The organism is Streptomyces sp. NPDC002870 (assembly GCF_042888505.1).
Lineage (GTDB): Bacteria > Actinomycetota > Actinomycetes > Streptomycetales > Streptomycetaceae > Streptomyces.
In genome coordinates this window covers 344189-361572 of sequence record NZ_JBIAPW010000003.1, presented here as the reverse complement: position 1 = coordinate 361572, position 17384 = coordinate 344189, and the positions used below count along the sequence as shown (strand labels likewise).

Genomic DNA, 17384 nt, shown 5'->3' with positions numbered 1-17384 from the left:
ACGTCTTCACGGGCGCGCGGCGACCAGTGCCACCAGCAGCGGCACCACCCGGGTGCCCGGCACCTCGTAGCGGCCGCGGCTCGGCGTGTGCAGCCAGCCCGCACCGGTCAGCTGGCGCAGATGGTGGTAGATCTGGCCCGTCGTGCCGAGCCCTTCGAGCTCGGTCAGTTCGGCAGCCGTACGCCGGCCGCCGAGGATCTCGCGCAGCAGCCGCAGTCGTACGGCATTGCCGAGCGCCGCGAAGGACTCCGCGGTCTGCTCCCAGTCGGCGGCGAGCAGGCCGTCCGTGAGCGCACCGTACTGCCACTCGTACCGCTCCTGCGTGGGCAGTCGCACCGACCCCGTGAACAGCACACCGCCGTCCGGCGCCTCGGCCACGGCGAGCTGCTGCTTGAGGCCTTCCAGTGCCCAGAAGTCGCCTCCGGTCAGCTTCGGCGCCTCAGCCGGTCCCGCGCTCTCCAGCGCCGACAACCGGCGCTCCAGCTCGGCGACGCGCTCCTCCAGATCCATATTGCAAATATACGTAGTTACGTAATCTCACGCAAGGGGGAAACGACTGAGCCCCCACCCCGAGAGGGGCAGGGGCTCAGCAGACGTCGGAGCAGCAGACGTCAGACAAGAAGGCCAGGAATGGTCTCCTCGTGCGCCGTACGCAGCTCACTCAGCGCGATGCCGAACTCGCCCTGGATCTCGACCTCTTCCCCGTCCACGACGCCGATCCGCGTCACCGGCAGACCCCGCGCCCCGCACATGTCGTTGAAGCGGAGCTCCTCGCTGCGCGGCACCGAGACGACCGCGCGCCCCGCCGACTCGCTGAACAGGAAGGTGAACGCGTCCAGAGCGTCGGGCACGATCAGCCGCGCGCCATTCCCGCCGCGCAGGCAGGACTCGACCACGGCCTGGATCAGACCGCCGTCCGACAGGTCGTGCGCCGCGTCGATCATGCCGTCGCGGGAGGCGGAGATCAGGATCTCGCCGAGCAGCTTCTCGCGGTCCAGGTCCACGGCCGGCGGCAGTCCGCCGAGGTGGTCGTGGATCACCTGGGACCAGGCCGAGCCGCCGAACTCCTCACGCGTGTCGCCCAGCAGGTAGAGGAGCTGGCCCTCTTCCTTGAAGGCGATCGGCGTGCGGCGGTTGACGTCGTCGATCACACCGAGGACCGCCACGACCGGCGTCGGGTGGATCGCGACCTCTCCGGTCTGGTTGTAGAGCGAGACGTTGCCGCCCGTGACCGGGGTGCCCAGCTGGAGGCAGCCGTCCGCGAGACCGCGCGTGGCCTCCGCGAACTGCCACATGACGGCCGGGTCCTCGGGCGAGCCGAAGTTCAGGCAGTCCGAGATCGCGAGGGGCCTCGCGCCGGATGCGGCGACATTGCGGTACGCCTCCGCCAGCGCGAGCTGCGCGCCCGTGTACGGGTCGAGCTTCGCGTACCGGCCATTGCCGTCGGTCGCCATGGCCACGCCCAGGTTCGACTCCTCGTCGATCCGGATCATGCCCGCGTCCTCGGGCTGGGCCAGCACGGTGTTGCCCTGCACGAAACGGTCGTACTGGTCGGTGATCCAGGACTTCGACGCCTGGTTCGGCGAGGAGACCAGGGCGAGGACCTGCTCACGCAGCTCGGCGGAGCCGGCCGGCCGGGGAAGCTTGTTCGCGTCGTCGGCCTGGAGCGCGTCCTGCCACTCGGGACGGGCGTAGGGACGCTCGTACACCGGGCCCTCGTGAGCCACGGTCCGCGGCGGGACGTCGACGATCTGCTCACCGTGCCAGAAGATCTCCAGACGCTCGCCCTCGGTCACCTCACCGATGACGGTGGCGATGACGTCCCACTTCTCGCAGATCTCCATGAAGCGCTCGACCTTGTCGGGCTCGACGATCGCGCACATGCGCTCCTGCGACTCGCTCATGAGGATCTCCTCGGGCGAGAGGCTCGCGTCACGCAGCGGGACGGTGTCGAGCTCGACGCGCATACCGCCGGAGCCGGCGCTCGCCAGCTCGCTCGTCGCGCAGGACAGGCCCGCGCCGCCGAGGTCCTGGATGCCCGCGACCAGCTTCTCCTTGAAGATCTCGAGCGTGCACTCGATGAGGAGCTTCTCCTGGAAGGGGTCGCCGACCTGGACGGCGGGGCGCTTGGCGGGACCGGTCGAATCGAACGTCTCGCTCGCCAGGACCGAGACGCCGCCGATGCCGTCGCCGCCCGTGCGGGCGCCGTACAGGATGACCTTGTTGCCGGGGCCCGAGGCCTGCGCGAGGTGGATGTCCTCGTGCTTCATCACGCCGATGCAGCCCGCGTTGACCAGGGGGTTGCCCTGGTAACAGGAGTCGAAGACGACCTCGCCGCCGATGTTCGGCAGGCCGAGGCAGTTGCCGTAGCCGCCGATGCCCGCGACGACGCCCGGCAGGACGCGCTTGGTGTCGGGGTGGTCGGCAGCGCCGAAGCGCAGCGGGTCGACGACGGCGACCGGGCGGGCGCCCATGGCAAGGATGTCGCGGACGATGCCGCCGACGCCGGTGGCCGCGCCCTGGTAGGGCTCGATGTACGACGGGTGGTTGTGCGACTCGACCTTGAAGGTGACCGCGTATCCCTGGCCGACGTCCACGACGCCGGCGTTCTCGCCGATGCCGACGAGCATCGCGTCGTTCTCCGGGATCTTCTCGCCGAACTGCCTGAGGTGGACCTTGCTGCTCTTGTACGAGCAGTGCTCGGACCACATCACGGAGTACATGGCGAGCTCGGCACCGGTGGGACGCCGGCCCAGGATCTCCCGGATGCGCGCGTACTCGTCCTGCTTGAGACCGAGCTCGGCCCAGGGCTGCTCGACGTCCGGGGTCCCGGCCGCGTGCTTGACGGTGTCAAGAGTCATGCGTTGACCAGCTTCTTGAGGATCGAGGTGAAGAAACCGAGGCCGTCGGTGCCACCCATGCCGATCAGCGGCTCGACGGCGTGCTCCGGGTGCGGCATCAGGCCGACGACATTGCCCGCGGCGTTGGTGATGCCGGCGATGTCGCGCAGCGAACCGTTCGGGTTGAAGTCCACGTAGCGGAAGGCGACCCGGCCCTCGGCCTCCAGCTCGTCGAGCGTGCGCTCGTCGGCGACGTACCGCCCGTCCATGTTCTTCAGCGGGACCGAGATCTCCTGGCCGGCGGTGTAGTCCGCGGTCCAGGCCGTCTCGCTCGTCTCCACCCGCAGCTTCTGCTCACGGCAGATGAAGTGCAGATGGTCATTCTGAAGCATCGCGCCCGGCAGCAGATGCGACTCGGTGAGGATCTGGAAGCCGTTGCAGATGCCGAGAACCGGCATCCCGGCCTTCGCCTGGTCGATGATCGTCTCCATCACCGGCGAGAACCGGGAGATAGCTCCGGCCCGCAGATAGTCGCCGTAGGAGAAACCTCCGGCGAGAACCACGGCGTCGACCTGCTTCAGGTCCTTGTCGCGGTGCCAGAGCGAGACCGGCTCGGCGCCCGCGAGACGTACGGCGCGCAGGCTGTCCCGGTCATCGAGCGTGCCGGGGAATGTGACGACTCCGATACGAGAGGTCACGACTCCACCTTCACGACGAAGTCCTCGATGACGGTGTTGGCGAGGAACGTTTCGGCCATCTCATGGATGCGGGCGAGGGCGGCGTCGTCGACCGGCCCCTCCACCTCCAGCTCGAAGCGCTTTCCCTGACGAACGTCCGCGATCCCGTCGAATCCGAGGCGCGGCAGTGCACGCTGCACCGCTTGTCCCTGGGGGTCGAGGATCTCGGGCTTGAGCATGACGTCGACTACGACGCGTGCCACGGGCACTCCCGGTGGTGTGTTGCGAGGGCGGTTCCCTCAGCGTACCCGGCCGAAAAATCTACGCGGGTAGATATCCGGAGAACGCGCGACAAAAATCCGGGGAAAATATCGAGTCACCCATTGCCCCGGACACGCGCATGTAATTGGCTGGGCTTCACAATGCGCCGCCTGCCGCTGTACAAAGGAATACAGAGGAAAGCAGCATTGCCCCTCAGCATCCGCAAAGTCGGTATCGCCGCATGTTCACAACAGCATGCAGAACCGGTGATACCGCAGGAAAGGACCGATATCCGTGGCTCAGCGAGTAGTGGTCACGCTCTCCGACGACATCGACGGCGGAGATGCGGCGGAAACGGTCGCGTTCGCCCTGGACGGGAAGTCGTACGAGATCGACCTCAATCCCTCCAATGCAAAGAAACTGCGCAAGGCCCTGGCCCCGTACATGGCGGCCGGCCGGAAGCAGACAAACGCCGGGAAGCGTGACAAGACCCGCGTCACCTACCGGCACACCTCGCTCGAGCCCGCCCCGGCGGCCGTTCGGGCCTGGGCACAGTCGAACAAGATGGACGTGCCGGCCCGCGGCCGCATTCCCAAGCGGGTCTACGAGGCCTTCCGCCAAGCCAGTTGAGGGGCACCGAGCGGATCCGAGTTGCGCTGCACCCCTGCGCTTCGGCTAGAGTCTGGAGCACGCCGGAGGGCGAGGCCGCAAGGCCCCGTCTCACGTAGCGTGCGGGTGTAGTTCAGTAGTAGAACATCCCCCTTCCAGGGGGAAGGCGCAGTGTGCAATTCCTGTCACCCGCTCTGCATCGCTTTACCGGCCACTGATGTGGATCAGGTAGAGTGGTGGACGCACCGCCCAGTGAGAGCTGAGCGGCAGCAATGCGGACGTGGCTCAGTTGGTAGAGCATCACCTTGCCAAGGTGAGGGTCGCGAGTTCGAATCTCGTCGTCCGCTCAGAGATGAAGGCCCTGGTCGATTCGACCGGGGCCTTCGTCGTATGCGCTCGACGGGTGTGGCCCCCCGATGACATTTGTCATCGGAGCCGGTGACAGCGCGCACTGCCCGCCGCTCCTGGCCGGCGGAAGCCTTGAGTCATGACCAGCGACGAGTACGTGATCGAGGCGGAAGGGCTGCGGCGGATCTACGCCGGTGGCTTCGAAGCAGTGAGCGGGATCTCCTTCTCTGTGGCGCGCGGCGAGATCTTCACGCTGCTCGGAACCAATGGCGCGGGCAAGACCTCCACGGTCGAGCTGCTGGAGGGCCTTGCCGCCCCCGACGACGGGCGGGTGCGGGTACTCGGCCACGATCCCCGCCGCGAGCGCGCCGCCCTGCGGCCCCGGATCGGCGTGATGCTCCAGGAGGGCGGCTTCCCCTCCGACCTGACGGTCGCAGAGACCACCCGGATGTGGGCGGGGTGCACCAGCGGGGCACGCCCCACCGGGGAGGCGCTGAAGCTGGTGGGGCTCGCGGAGCGCTCCGGCGTACGGGTCAAGCAGCTGTCGGGCGGAGAGCGGCGGCGGCTGGATCTGGCGCTGGCGCTGCTCGGGCGGCCCGAGGTGCTCTTCCTCGACGAGCCGACGGCCGGTCTTGACGCGGAGGGGCGACGCGACACCTGGGAGTTGGTGCGTGCGCTGCGGGAGGGCGGCACGACCGTGCTGCTGACCACGCACTATCTGGAGGAGGCCGAGTCGCTGGCCGACCGGCTGGCGATCATGCACCGGGGGCGGATCGTGACCACGGGAACGCCTGCCGAGGTGACGGCGGCCCGGCCCGCCCGCATCCGTTTCGTACTGCCCGAGGGGGTGGCGGCGGGGCGGCTGCCGCTCTCGCTGCGGGCCGCGGCGGCCGACCGGCGGATCGAGATCCGTACGCACCACCTGCAGAACTCGCTCGGTGAACTGCTGCTGTGGGCAAAGGAGTCGGACGTACGGCTGGAAGAGCTCGACGCCCGCTCGGCCTCGCTGGAAGAGGCCTTCCTCGACATCGCGCAGACTCAGACGGCGGGGGTGTGACATGACTGCGACGGCCGGACGACTGAGCGCCCTCGGGCGGGCTGAACTGACTCTCCTCCTGCGGAACCGAACCGCTCTCAGCGTGGCACTGCTGATCCCCGGGGCGATGGCGGCGGCGGTGAAGTCGTCGCTGGACCAGATCGATCCCGTCAAGGCCGGGATGAGCGCCGCAGAGGCGGCGATGACCGGCGCGATCGGCATGGTGCTGATCCTCGTCGTCCATCTCAACCTCGTCTCTGCCTATGTGACGCGGCGCGAGGAGCTGGTGCTCAAGCGGCTGCGTACGGGGGAAGTGCCGGACCGCGAGATCCTCGTCGGGACGGCGCTGCCCGCCGCCGGTCTCGCGCTCGCGCAGTGCGTACTGCTGGTGGTGGCGGGAGTCGCGTTCCTGAACCTGGGAGTGCCGGAGCGGCCCGAACTGCTGGTGCTGGGTGTGGCGCTGGGGACGGTGCTGCTGACCGCACTCGCGGCTGTGACATCCGCGGTGACCCAGACCGTGGAGAGCGCGCAGATCACCACCATGCCGATGTTCGTCATCTCGATGGTGGGCTCCGGCCTCTTCGTACCCCTGGAGGTGCTGCCGGAGAAGGTCGCGTCGGTCTGCCAACTGCTGCCCCTGACCGGGGTGATGACGCTCGTACGGGCCGGATGGCTGGGCGGGGCCGAGCCCGGGGACCTGCTGGGCGCCGCCCTGACGACGCTGGCCTGGACCGCGATCTCGGTGTTTGCTGTCCAGCGGTGGTTTCGCTGGGAGCCGCGCCGCTGACTGAGGGGGTGCTTGTGCGGGTGAAGGGCTGGAGCGGTCGCAGCGGGCTTGCCAAGGTGGACCTCTACACGCGCGGCACGGTCCATCTGATCGTGTGGGTGGGCGTCCTCGGGCTGACGCTGCTGCTGCTGGGCCGGCCCCTCCACGAGGACTGGCAGCTGGTCCTGGTCGGGACCGCCTCGGTGCTGGCCATCGCGGAGGGGGTGCTCTGCGGACAGCTCGCCCGGCACGCGATGGACGCCTATCTGGGGCAGGGGCAGGTGCCCCGGAGGCTGGTCTCAAGGGCGGCAGCGGTGACGGCCGGGACGACGGCCGCCGTGGTGGCGCTGGGGGCGACGGTCGATCTGACCGGGCTGCTGCCGACGATGCTGGCGGCGGCGCTGGCGCCCTTCCTGGCCGTCCACAGCCTGCTCACGAGCAACCGGACCACGGCCGTGATCCAGCTCGCGGTGCTGGCCGTGGTGTGCGGGATGGTTTCGCTGACCGGGCGCACGGCCGATGAGGTGGTGTTCGCCGTCGTGACCACCGGCTTCATGAACGGGTGGATGGCCTTCACGGCCCGCTGGTCCATGTGGGTGCTGGCAGTGATGTGGAAGCTGCGGGAGGCGCGTGACGTACAGGCGCGGCTTGCGGTCGCGGAGGAGCGGCTGCGCTTCGGCCGCGATCTGCACGACGTGATGGGCCGGAATCTCGCCGTGATCGCGCTGAAGAGCGAGCTGGCGGTGCAGCTGGCACGACGCGGGCGGCCGGAGGCAGTCGACCAGATGACCGAGGTCCAGCGCATCGCCCAGGAGTCGCAGCGAGAGGTACGGGACGTGGTGCGCGGCTACCGGGAGGCGGATCTGAGCGTCGAACTGGAAGGCGCGTGGGGCGTCTTGGCGGCGGCCGGGATCAGCTGCACGGTCCGGTCCGGGGACGCGGAGCTGCCCGTGGGCGTCCAGTCGGCGCTGGGCTGGGTGGTCCGTGAGGCCACGACGAACGTGCTGCGGCACGGGGACGCACGGCGCTGCACGATATCGCTGCGCACCGCGGACGACGCGGTGGTGCTGGTCGTCGAGAACGACGGGGCGGCCGAGGCGGCAGCCGGCACCCCGGGCTCCGGCCTGGCAGGCCTGCGCGAGCGGCTGTCCGCCGTGGACGGCACGCTGGAGGCGGGGCCGGCGGGGGGCGGGCGGTTCCGTCTGACGGCCCGCGTTCCACTGGGACAGCGGACTGGACAGGACATGGAGGAGGCGGTGTGACCGTACGGGTACTGCTCGCCGATGACGAGCATCTGATCCGCGGCGCACTGGCCGCGCTGCTCGCGCTCGAGGACGATCTCGTGGTGGTCGCCGAGGCGGCCTCGGGCACCGAGGCCCTCGCCATGGCGCGGGCCCACCGGCCCGATGTCGCAGTCCTCGATCTTCAGATGCCCGCCCCGGACGGTGTGAGCGTGGCCACATCCCTCCGTGCCGAACTGCCCGAATGCAGGACGATGATCGTGACCGGTCACGGACGGCCCGGGCACCTGAAGAGAGCGCTGGCTGCGGGCGTTCGGGGCTTTGTCCCGAAGACGGTCAGCGCCCAGCGGCTGGCGGAGATCATCCGTACCGTGCACGCCGGAAACCGTTATGTGGACCCGGAGTTGGCGGCGGACGCGATCTCCGCGGGGGACTCGCCGCTGACCGCCCGCGAGGCGGAAGTGCTGGAACTGGCTGCGGAAGGGGCACCGGTCGCGGAGATCGCGGAGCGGGCCTCGCTGTCCCAGGGGACCGTTCGGAACTACCTCTCTTCGGCCGCCTCCAAGCTGGGGGCCGAAAATCGGTACACGGCGGTACGTCTCGCACGGGAGCGAGGTTGGGTATAGTGGTCTCCGCGCACGGCGCATGCGGACGTAGCTCAGTTGGTAGAGCGCAACCTTGCCAAGGTTGAGGTCGCCAGTTCGAACCTGGTCGTCCGCTCAGATTGAAGGCCCCGGTCACCACGACCGGGGCCTTCTTCATGTCTACGACCAGCCTTCGTTGCTACGACCAGCCTTCGTGGCTACGACCAGCTCGTGCCGGTCAGCAGCTCGTACGCCTCGATGTACTTGGCGCGGGTCGCGTCGACGATCTCCTGCGGAAGGGCCGGCGGCGGCTGCTCGCTCCTGCGGGCCCAGCCGGAGGCGGGCGAGGTCAGCCAGTCGCGGACGTACTGCTTGTCGTACGAGGGCTGGGAGCGGCCCGGCTGCCAGGTCGCGGCGGGCCAGAAACGCGAGGAGTCCGGGGTCAGCACCTCGTCCGCGATCACCAGCCGGTCGCCTTCTTCACCTGCGGCGGTGTGGCCGAACTCGAACTTGGTGTCCGCCAGGATGATGCCGCGGTCGCGGGCGATGTCGCGGGCCCGGCTGTAGACGGCGAGGGTGGTCTGGCGCAGCTGGGCGGCGGTCTCGGCGCCGACCTGGCGAGCCACTTCCTCGTAACTGACGTTCTCGTCGTGGTCGCCGACGGCCGCCTTGGTGGCGGGCGTGAAGATCGGGGCGGGGAGCTCGGAGCCGTCGGAGAGTCCCTCGGGCAGCGCGAGCCCGCAGACGGTACGGGTCTCGTTGTACTCGGCGAGGCCCGAGCCGGTGAGGTAACCGCGGGCGACGCACTCGACCGGGACCATGCGCAGGGACTTGCAGACGAGGGTGCGGCCGGCCCAGTCGGCGGGGGCGCCTTCGGGGAGGTCGGTGCGCAGGACGTGGTTCGGGACGATGTCCTCGAGACGCTCGAACCACCACAGCGACAGCTGGGTGAGGACTCGGCCCTTGTCGGGGATCTCGGTGGGCAGCACCCAGTCGTAGGCGGAGATGCGGTCGCTGGCGACCATCACGAGGTCGCCCGCCTCGTTCTGGTACAGGTCGCGCACCTTGCCGGTGTGCAGATGTACCAGACCCGGAACCTGAAGCGGCTCGGGCTTTTCGACGAATCCGGACACGGTTCCTCCCCGTGGTTCTGTCTGATCGCCTCGATTCTCCCGTATGCGGGGAGGGCGGGCCCGGTCAGGGGGTCCAGGTCGGTCCTGGCCGTACCGATCGCGTTGGCAGATGGGGCGCTAGTCCCGTTTGCAGATGCGGTCGATGAGGTTGGCGGTCGCCCGCTGGACGCGGGTCTCGACATGGCCCGGCCGGTCCAGCGCCGGTGACCAGGCGAAAGTGCCGGACGCGAAAACCAGGGCGCCGGAGGGCGCGCGGTACAGCGATGTCTCCTGGTGGCGCACGGCGCCTTCGCTGTCCTGATACGGGGAGTGGGCCAGCAGGATCCGTCCCCGGTGCTCGGGGAGAGCGGTGCGCGGGAAGTAGCGGTCGGCCTCGCCGGCGACCAGGCCGGGCAGTTCGTCGCCCTCGGTGGCGCCCGTCGCATCCCACAGCCAGTGGTCCGCGTTCCGTACGACAAGAGGGTGCGGCTCGGGGACCCTCCCCGCGTACTGAATACCGAGGAGCTGCTGCTCGGCCCGGTCGATGTCGCGCCACAGAGCGGACTTTCCGGGGCTGCGGCGCTTGCGGCAGGTGAGCAGGCGGTCGTCGACCCCGGAGGGGGACGGGCAGAGCTCGACCTGCCAGTACATGGTGTTGGCGGAGAGGAAGACGAGCGAGGTGCCGTGGTCGCGGGCGAGTTCGACGGTGCGGCGCATGGGGGCCGACCAGTACTCGTCGTGGCCGGGGAAGACCAGGCCGCGGTAGCGGGTGGGGTCGACGCGGCCGGCGTGGAGATCGCGGGTGTCGGCGTAGGCGAGGTCGTAGCCGTACCGCTCGGCCCAGCGGATGAAGTCGTAGGCGTGGCCGACATGGAGGGGCAGGCCCGCGCCGGCGTACGGACGGTCGAAGGAGACCGTGATCGCGGCGTCCTCCTCGCCGAGCAGGCGGCCCGTCTCGTCCCAGGCGTGGTAGAGGCTGGCGCCGGTGTGGCCGTCCTCGGGGTAGAGGTTGTACGCCTGCCAGGTGATGTCCGGCAGGAGCAGCAGGAGGTCGGCGGGGTGGTCGTCGCGGACGGTGAAGGGGATGTGGGAGCGGTAGCCGTCGGCGGTGGTGAGCACGGCGACGTAGGCGCCGATGGACCAGTAGGAAGGAATCTGCAGCCGCCAGGAGAGCCACCAGTGGTGGCAGGAGACCGTGCGCTGGGCAGTGAGCGGGGCCGGCTGGACGATGCCGGAGAGGCGGGGGCTGGTAGTGATCTTGGCGGCGCCGTCACCCGCGTAGTGCCCGATGCGGTAGATGTCGACGGAGAACTGCTGGGGCGGGTCCACAGTGATGTGGAAGTCGATCGCCTCGCCGGGAGCGGCGGCGCCGGTGGACGTGAAGCCCTTGATCTGACGGCGTACGTCATCGGCGGTGCGTGGCCCGCCGGAGCGGCCGCCGGCCAGGGAGGGGTCGACGTACCAGGGGACGACCTGGCCGGTGTCGTCGAAATAGTGCTCGCTGCCGCGGAGCCAGGGCAGGGGGCCCTGACCGAAAGGGTCGGTCACGGCGTGGGCGAGGGCGCCCGATTCCCATCGCCGGATCTGGTCTGCCCCCATGCCGCGCCCTCCCTCGATCCCCTGGGACAACTGTGATGCGCCGACTGTTCAGCGTCGGTCTCCAGCACATCACATAACGCACGCAGTCCGTCACCGTTCGTCGCGAATTGACGTGAACGGAGCGCAGGGTTCCGGTGTGCGAGGTGGCCGTGGGCCCGCCGGGGGTGATGGGGGTGGCGGGGGTGGCGGGGGTGGCGGGGTCACACCAGGCGCACCGGCTTTTCCGGGCGGACTCCGAGGGCGGAGAGCCAGGTGCGGAGCGGGGCCGCGTCGCCGTCCTCGGTCAGGCTCAGGACCCGCGCGGCAAGATCCGCGCGGCGTTCGCCGTTGATCAGCAGAGCCGGGCCGTCGAGCCAGTCGAGGCCGGGGGTCGCGCCCGCCGTGTCCACGGCGGCGCAGCAGACCATCGCGGTGACATGGTCGGCGAGCAGCTCGCGGCCGGTACGGGGCGGCTGCAACGGGAAGAGGGGAAGCGGGTCCGCGCCCCAGCCGTTCATGGCGTCGCCCGGGCTCTTGGGGGCCGGCGAAGCCGCTGCCTCCTCGCGGGCGGCCTCCTCGCGCGCGACCTCCGCGCTGATCCCGGCCGCCAGGGTGTCGCCGGCCTCGGTGCTGTCGGCGGTGCCGTCTGTGTCTGCGGCGTCTGCGGCATCAGCGGTGTCAGCGGTGTCAGCGGTGTCAGCGGTGTCAGCGGTGACGGTGGCGTCTGAGGTGACGGTGGCCTCGCCACTGCGGGCGGTCGGGGCGGTCTTGGCGGCCTCACCGCTGTGGATGGTCGAGGCGCCCCGGCCGGACAGATGGTCCATCACCCGGGCGAGCGTCGGGCCGTCCGGGCCGGCCGACGGCGGCACGCCCAGGTCGTCGAGCACCCGGTGGAGGCGGGCCGCTTCCGTACGCCACTTCCGGTCGACGACCTCTTCCGGGTACTGCTGCCAGTCAACCGGGGACCAGTCGGGGCCCGCCTCGGCCGGGCCCCCGTGGAAGAGTCGCGCGGCCAGCAGGGACGCGGCCTCGTCGACCGCGCCGGGCTCTTCCAGCAGGTCACAGGCGGGCCGCTCGCCGAGCCGGGAGGTGAAGCCCTCGGCCAGGCGGTCGCGGCGGGAGAGCTCGGTCAGCGCGGAGACGACGCCGGCGTCGAGCCGGGAGGGCCAGCGGCCCATCCGCCAGGCGGGCAGCGCGACCCGGGTCAGCAGCCGGTCCCAGCCGGCGTAGGCGAGGCCGACCTGCTCCTGGGCGACGATCCGCAGACCGTAATCCACAGCCTGTGCACGCTCGGACGCTGCGGTCGCGACACCCCGCTCCATCTCCGCTGCATGCACCTGGCAGCTGCGCAGCAGCAGTCGGGTTATCCCTCCGACGAGGCCGAGCGCCACCTTGCCTGTCGGCCCGCGGCCGGGGTCGGCGGCGACGGCGACCGCCGCGTCCAGGCCCCGTACGAAACGGCGGGCCGCGGCTATGTCGGGGTGCGCGGAGGGAGAGGTCCCGGCGACGACCGGCGCCAGCACCGCCCGCAGCTCGGCGACCCGCATCCACCACAGGAACGGCGAGCCGATCACCAGCACGGGCGCCTCGGCGGTGCGACGTCGGCGCCCGCTTCGTATCGCATGGGCCGGGTGCGAACGGTCCTCGAGCCAGCTGTCGCAGTCCGGGGTGAGCGCCAACGCGGACGGCGCGGGCACCTCCAGGCGCTCGGCCAGATCCCGCACCAGCCGGTACAGATCGGGGGCCGCCCGCTCCGAGAGTTCGACGGTCGGGCTGAGGGCCGGGCTCGCTCGTACGACCACGGCCGCGACCGCCGCGGCGAGCAGCAGCACGACCACCGCGAAGACCGACACGGCCCAGCGCGCGGCGTCCCAACTCTGGCCGCTCATACGCCCCGTGGCGCCGCCGACGAGGAGCACGACGGCCACGGCCGCGGGCAGCAGCGCCACGGCCACCGCCCTGCTGCGGGTGCGCAGCACGGCGAGAGCTCGGGAGCGCGCGGCCTGCGCGCCCATCGACTCACCGATACTGGTACCGGACACGGCCGGACCTCACCCCCTCTGCCCTGCGACGGTGTTGCTCACTCCCCCACTGTGGCACCCGCCAGTGACATCGCAATGCCGGTGGGCCAAGTGCCGGAACGCCTGCGCCGCACCCTAGTTGGGGCTCCGACGGGCGTCATCCGGATGGCCTAGCCGTCACTCGATGGAATGGCTTTGGTCAAAGGTGATGACGGCTCTCAGGCGCTACGGGTTCACTCCCCGGCGGCCTTGCGCGCGATGTCCGTACGGTGCTGGGAACCGTCCAGCCGGATCCGGGCCACGGCCTTGTACGCGCGCTCACGCGCCTGCGTCAGGTCTTTTCCGGTCGCGGTGACCGAGAGCACCCGGCCGCCGGCGCTCACGATCGCGTCGCCGTCCCGCCTGGTCCCGGCATGCAGGACATAGGCATGGGGCGCATCCTTGGCCGCGACCTCGTCCAGGCCTTCGATCGGGTCGCCGGTGCGCGGGGTGTCCGGGTAGTTGTGCGAGGCGATGACCACGGTCACGGCGGCGTCATCACGCCACCGCAGCGGCGGCTCGAGGTCGAGGGTGCCCTGGGCGGCGTGAAGCAGCAGGCCCGCGAGCGGGGTCTGCAGACGCGCCAGGACCACCTGGGTCTCCGGGTCGCCGAAACGGGCGTTGAACTCGATGACCCGTACGCCGCGACTCGTGATCGCGAGGCCCGCGTACAGCAGCCCGGAGAAGGGCGTACCGCGGCGGTGCAGTTCGTCGACGGTGGGCTGGAGGACGGTCGCCATGACCTCGTCGACCATCTTGGGGTCGGCCCATGGGAGGGGGGAGTACGCGCCCATGCCGCCGGTGTTCGGGCCCGCGTCGCCGTCGAGTGCGCGCTTGAAGTCCTGGGCGGGCGTCAGGGGGATGACGGTCTGGCCGTCTGTGATGGCGAAGAGGGAGACCTCGGGGCCGTCGAGGAACTCCTCGATGACCACGCGTTCGCAGGCCAGCGCGTGCTCGCGGGCGGCGGCGAGGTCGTCGGTGACGACGACGCCCTTGCCGGCGGCGAGGCCGTCGTCCTTGACGACGTACGGAGCGCCGAAGGCGTCGAGGGCCTCGTCGATCTCCTCGGGCGTCGTACAGACATAGCTGCGTCCCGTGGGCACTCCGGCCGCTGCCATCACGTCCTTGGCGAAGGCCTTGGAGCCCTCCAGCTCGGCCGCCTCGCGTGAGGGGCCGAAGCAGGGGATGCCCGCGGCGCGTACGGCGTCGGCGACCCCGGCGACGAGCGGCGCCTCGGGGCCGACGACGACGAGCTCGGCCGCCAGCTCGGTGGCGAGCAGCGCCACGGCCGCGCCGTCCAGGGCGTCGACCGGGTGCAGCTGGGCGACCTCGCCGATGCCGGCGTTTCCGGGCGCGCAGTGCAGAGCGGTGACGTCGGGATCGAGGGAGAGAGAGCGGCACAGGGCGTGTTCGCGGGCGCCGCCGCCGATGACGAGGACCTTCACGGCAGCCAGCCTATCCGCCCGGGGGTGGCTGACCTGTACGGGCCTCCGAGGCGGCCTCCCCTACTCGTTCGTATATTCCTCCACGACCGTGGCGCCGAGCTCACGCACGATCAGGTCGTGGCCGGAGAGTGCGGAGTCGACGAGGTCGGGGTCGTCCTCTTCCGGCACGTCGTCCTCGGGGGCGACCGGGGGCGGGGTGTGCGGAGCGTGCTGGGTGCGCGCGGGGGCGTGCGAGGGCTCGGGGGCGGAGGCATGCGAGGCCGGAGCGGACTGGGATGCCGAGGTTGCCGGGGAAGTCGCGGAGGTCTGTGAGCCTTGAGGTGCCTGGGGGGCTGCCGGGGCGGGGCGGGGCGTTTGGGCTGCGGAGGCCTGCGGGGGCTGGGCCGACGAGGTCCGGCCGCCGCCGTAACCGCCGCCACTGCCACCGCCGTGACCGCCGCCGCCACCACCGCCGTAGCCACCACCACCGCCGCCGGACGGGGGCTGCGTACCGCTGCCGGGGCCGCCCACTCCGCCCGAGGGATCGATGATCGCCTCGACCTTCCACTGCACGTTGAACTGCTCGGCGAGCGCCTGCTTCAGTACTTCCTCGCTGCCGCTGGTCGTGAAGTTGTCACGGGCACCGGCATTGATGAAGCCGAGCTGGAGGGTGGTGCCGTCGAAGCCGGCGACCTGTGCGTTCTGACTGAGCAGGATCCAGGTGAAGCGGCGGCGGTTCTTCACTGCCTCCAGAATGTCCGGCCACATGTTCCGTACCTGTACGGCACCCTGAGCCTGGCCGGCACTGGGCGCGGCCGGGGCGGGGGCGGGTGCTTCTGCGGTCGGGGCGGGTGCAGCGGCAGGCTGGGGCGCGGGGGGGCGGCCGCCGCCCTGACCAGGGCTCGACGCCGTGGGCCAGCCGCCGGTCCGCCGCCCGCCCCCAGACCCGGTTGAGGCCGCGGCGGGCCAGGCGCCGGGGCGCTGACCGGCGGGCGGCTGCTCTGCCGGGGGAGCGACGGGGTCGGAAGCGGGAGCCGGCGTGGGTGTGGACGCGGGCGTAGCCGGTGAGGCGGGCGCGGGTGCCTGGGCGGCTGGACGTGCGACGGCCGGCCCGCCGCCCTGCGGTGCGGTAGGTGCGGACGACGCGGTTGGTACGGACGGTGCGTGCGGCACGGACGGTGCATGCGGCACCGGCGCGTGGGCCTGGGCCTCGGGCCCAGGGACGTACCCCATCGCCGGCCCCGGCCCCCCGGTCGAGAACGTCGCCCCCCGCTCCAGCCGGTCCAGCCTCGCCTGCACCGACCGCTCGTCGTCGAAGGCGGCGGGCAGCAGCACCCGCGCGCAGATCAGCTCCAGCTGCAGCCGCGGCGAGGTGGCGCCACGCATTTCCGTCAGTCCGGTATTGACCAGATCCGCGGCCCTGCTCAGCTCGGCAGCCCCGAAGACGGACGCCTGCGCCTGCATCCGCTCGACCACGTCGGCCGGGGCGTCGATGAGCCCCTTGTCCCCCGCGCCCGGCACGGCGGCCAGGATCACCAGGTCCCGCAGTCGCTCCAGCAGGTCGGCGACAAAGCGTCGTGGGTCGTTGCCGCCCTCGATCACCCGGTCCACGACCTCGAAGGCAGCGGCCCCGTCGCCCGCCGCGAAGGCGTCCACGACCGAGTCGAGCAACGACCCGTCCGTGTACCCGAGGAGGGCGGTGGCCATGGCGTACGTCACACCTTCCTCGGTCGCGCCCGACAGCAGCTGGTCCATGACGGACATGGAGTCACGTACGGACCCCCCGCCCGCCCGCACGACGAGCGGCAACACGCCGTCCGCGACCGGGATGTTCTCCTTGCCGCACACCTCGCCCAGGTACTCGCGCAACGTCCCCGGGGGCACCAGCCGGAACGGATAGTGGTGCGTACGCGACCGGATCGTGCCGATGACCTTCTCCGGCTCGGTCGTCGCGAAGATGAACTTGAGATGCTCCGGCGGCTCCTCGACCACCTTCAACAGAGCGTTGAAGCCCTGCGGGGTGACCATGTGCGCCTCATCGATGATGTAGATCTTGTACCGGCTGCTCGCCGGCCCGAAGAAGGCCTTCTCCCGGAGATCACGAGCATCGTCCACACCACCGTGCGAAGCGGCGTCGATCTCGATGACGTCGATCGACCCCGGCCCGTTCCTCGCGAGGTCACGGCAGGACTGGCACTCACCGCACGGCGTCGGCGTGGGCCCCTGCTCGCAGTTCAGACAGCGGGCGAGGATGCGCGCACTGGTCGTCTTGCCGCAACCGCGCGGCCCGCTGAACAGGTACGCGTGATTGACCCGGTTGTTCCGCAGGGCCTGCTGCAGCGGGTCAGTGACATGCTCCTGCCCGATGACCTCGGCGAACGACTCGGGGCGATAGCGGCGGTACAGCGCAAGGGACGACACGCCTACGAGGTTATCGGGGCCTACTGACAAGCGACGCCGCCCGCCGGTGTCTGCCGATGCCGGGCGGATCCCGGGCCAGTGTCCGCCGGGGCCCGCCAGCGGCCGCCGGCACCGCCGTCACCTCCGGCGTCCGCAAACGCAAGCGCCCCTCACGCACCCGCCAGAGCCGACCTACCCTTGCTGCCTTCCGGCCCTGGGGGAGTTCAGTCAGATAGCGCCACGTGAGGGGCTCCGCACAGGGTACCTGATGGCAGGGGGCGGGAACGAGTTCGCGAGCACTCCTCAGCGTCTTGTATTGTTTGCCGCGGAGGATTCGCCTAGTGGCCTAGGGCGCACGCTTGGAAAGCGTGTTGGGGGCAACCCCTCACGAGTTCGAATCTCGTATCCTCCGCCAGTGCCTCACCGGGCACGATGTCGAAGGGCCCCA

Annotated in this window: 14 protein-coding genes, 4 tRNA genes and 1 other RNA gene; 9 read left to right on the top strand and 10 right to left on the bottom strand. The window is 70.7% G+C overall.

The window, feature by feature from the left end:
- Positions 1-6: 6 nt before the first annotated feature.
- The 4 genes from ACFYWY_RS06315 to purS form a co-directional block, all read right to left on the bottom strand.
- Complete coding sequence (locus ACFYWY_RS06315; protein ID WP_389180495.1) at positions 7-510, bottom strand: ArsR/SmtB family transcription factor; 504 nt, start codon at positions 508-510, stop codon at positions 7-9.
- Between the two features lie 101 nt (positions 511-611).
- Positions 612-2861, bottom strand: a complete 2250-nt coding sequence (gene purL, locus ACFYWY_RS06310; protein ID WP_389180492.1) for a phosphoribosylformylglycinamidine synthase subunit PurL — start codon at positions 2859-2861, stop codon at positions 612-614.
- A complete protein-coding gene (gene purQ / locus ACFYWY_RS06305; RefSeq protein WP_389180489.1) occupies positions 2858-3538 on the bottom strand; it encodes a phosphoribosylformylglycinamidine synthase subunit PurQ in 681 nt (226 codons plus the stop codon). Before purQ ends, purL begins: the two co-directional genes overlap by 4 nt.
- Complete coding sequence (gene purS, locus ACFYWY_RS06300) at positions 3535-3780, bottom strand: phosphoribosylformylglycinamidine synthase subunit PurS (RefSeq protein WP_215092426.1); 246 nt, start codon at positions 3778-3780, stop codon at positions 3535-3537. Before purS ends, purQ begins: the two co-directional genes overlap by 4 nt.
- A 292-nt stretch (positions 3781-4072) precedes the next feature.
- Between purS and ACFYWY_RS06295 the strand changes: the two genes are divergently transcribed.
- The 8 genes from ACFYWY_RS06295 (at position 4073) to ACFYWY_RS06260 (ending at position 8498) form a co-directional block, all read left to right on the top strand.
- Positions 4073-4408, top strand: coding sequence for an Lsr2 family protein (locus tag ACFYWY_RS06295; protein WP_389180484.1), 336 nt, complete (start codon positions 4073-4075; stop codon positions 4406-4408).
- A 101-nt stretch (positions 4409-4509) separates the two neighbouring features.
- A tRNA-Gly gene (locus ACFYWY_RS06290) sits at positions 4510-4581 on the top strand.
- An 80-nt stretch (positions 4582-4661) separates the two neighbouring features.
- Positions 4662-4734 (top strand) — tRNA-Gly (locus ACFYWY_RS06285).
- A 140-nt stretch (positions 4735-4874) separates the two neighbouring features.
- Positions 4875-5792, top strand: coding sequence for an ABC transporter ATP-binding protein (locus ACFYWY_RS06280; protein ID WP_389180481.1), 918 nt, complete (start codon positions 4875-4877; stop codon positions 5790-5792).
- Position 5793: 1 nt separating this feature from the next.
- Positions 5794-6558 (top strand): ABC transporter permease, encoded by a 765-nt coding sequence (locus ACFYWY_RS06275; protein WP_389180478.1) that lies wholly within the window; start codon positions 5794-5796, stop codon positions 6556-6558.
- Positions 6531-7799 (top strand): sensor histidine kinase, encoded by a 1269-nt coding sequence (locus tag ACFYWY_RS06270; RefSeq protein ID WP_389180475.1) that lies wholly within the window; start codon positions 6531-6533, stop codon positions 7797-7799. Before ACFYWY_RS06275 ends, ACFYWY_RS06270 begins: the two co-directional genes overlap by 28 nt.
- On the top strand, positions 7796-8404 hold the full coding sequence (locus tag ACFYWY_RS06265) for a DNA-binding response regulator (RefSeq protein ID WP_389180472.1): 609 nt from the start codon (positions 7796-7798) through the stop codon (positions 8402-8404). The genes ACFYWY_RS06270 and ACFYWY_RS06265 overlap by 4 nt, the downstream gene beginning before the upstream one ends.
- Positions 8405-8425: 21 nt before the next feature.
- A tRNA-Gly gene (locus tag ACFYWY_RS06260) sits at positions 8426-8498 on the top strand.
- A gap of 82 nt (positions 8499-8580) precedes the next feature.
- Here ACFYWY_RS06260 and ACFYWY_RS06255 read toward each other — a convergent pair.
- The 6 genes from ACFYWY_RS06255 to ffs form a co-directional block, all read right to left on the bottom strand.
- Positions 8581-9495: a phosphoribosylaminoimidazolesuccinocarboxamide synthase gene (locus tag ACFYWY_RS06255; RefSeq protein WP_389180469.1), complete on the bottom strand. Its 915-nt coding sequence runs from the start codon at positions 9493-9495 to the stop codon at positions 8581-8583.
- 117 nt (positions 9496-9612) lie between these two features.
- Positions 9613-11073 carry a N,N-dimethylformamidase beta subunit family domain-containing protein gene (locus ACFYWY_RS06250; RefSeq protein WP_389180466.1) on the bottom strand — a complete coding sequence of 487 codons (1461 nt, stop codon included), beginning with the start codon at positions 11071-11073 and terminating at the stop codon, positions 9613-9615.
- A 200-nt stretch (positions 11074-11273) separates the two neighbouring features.
- Entirely contained in the window at positions 11274-13094 is a 1821-nt protein-coding gene (locus ACFYWY_RS06245) for a hypothetical protein (RefSeq protein WP_389180463.1), read from the bottom strand.
- 212 nt (positions 13095-13306) lie between these two features.
- Positions 13307-14557, bottom strand: a complete 1251-nt coding sequence (gene purD, locus ACFYWY_RS06240) for a phosphoribosylamine--glycine ligase (RefSeq protein WP_389180460.1) — start codon at positions 14555-14557, stop codon at positions 13307-13309.
- A 60-nt stretch (positions 14558-14617) separates the two neighbouring features.
- A complete protein-coding gene (locus ACFYWY_RS06235) occupies positions 14618-16957 on the bottom strand; it encodes a DNA polymerase III subunit gamma and tau (RefSeq protein WP_389180458.1) in 2340 nt (779 codons plus the stop codon).
- A gap of 135 nt (positions 16958-17092) precedes the next feature.
- An RNA gene (gene ffs / locus ACFYWY_RS06230) (signal recognition particle sRNA small type) lies at positions 17093-17191 on the bottom strand.
- A gap of 72 nt (positions 17192-17263) precedes the next feature.
- Between ffs and ACFYWY_RS06225 the strand changes: the two genes are divergently transcribed.
- A tRNA-Ser gene (locus ACFYWY_RS06225) sits at positions 17264-17351 on the top strand.
- The last annotated feature ends 33 nt before the right edge of the window (positions 17352-17384 follow it).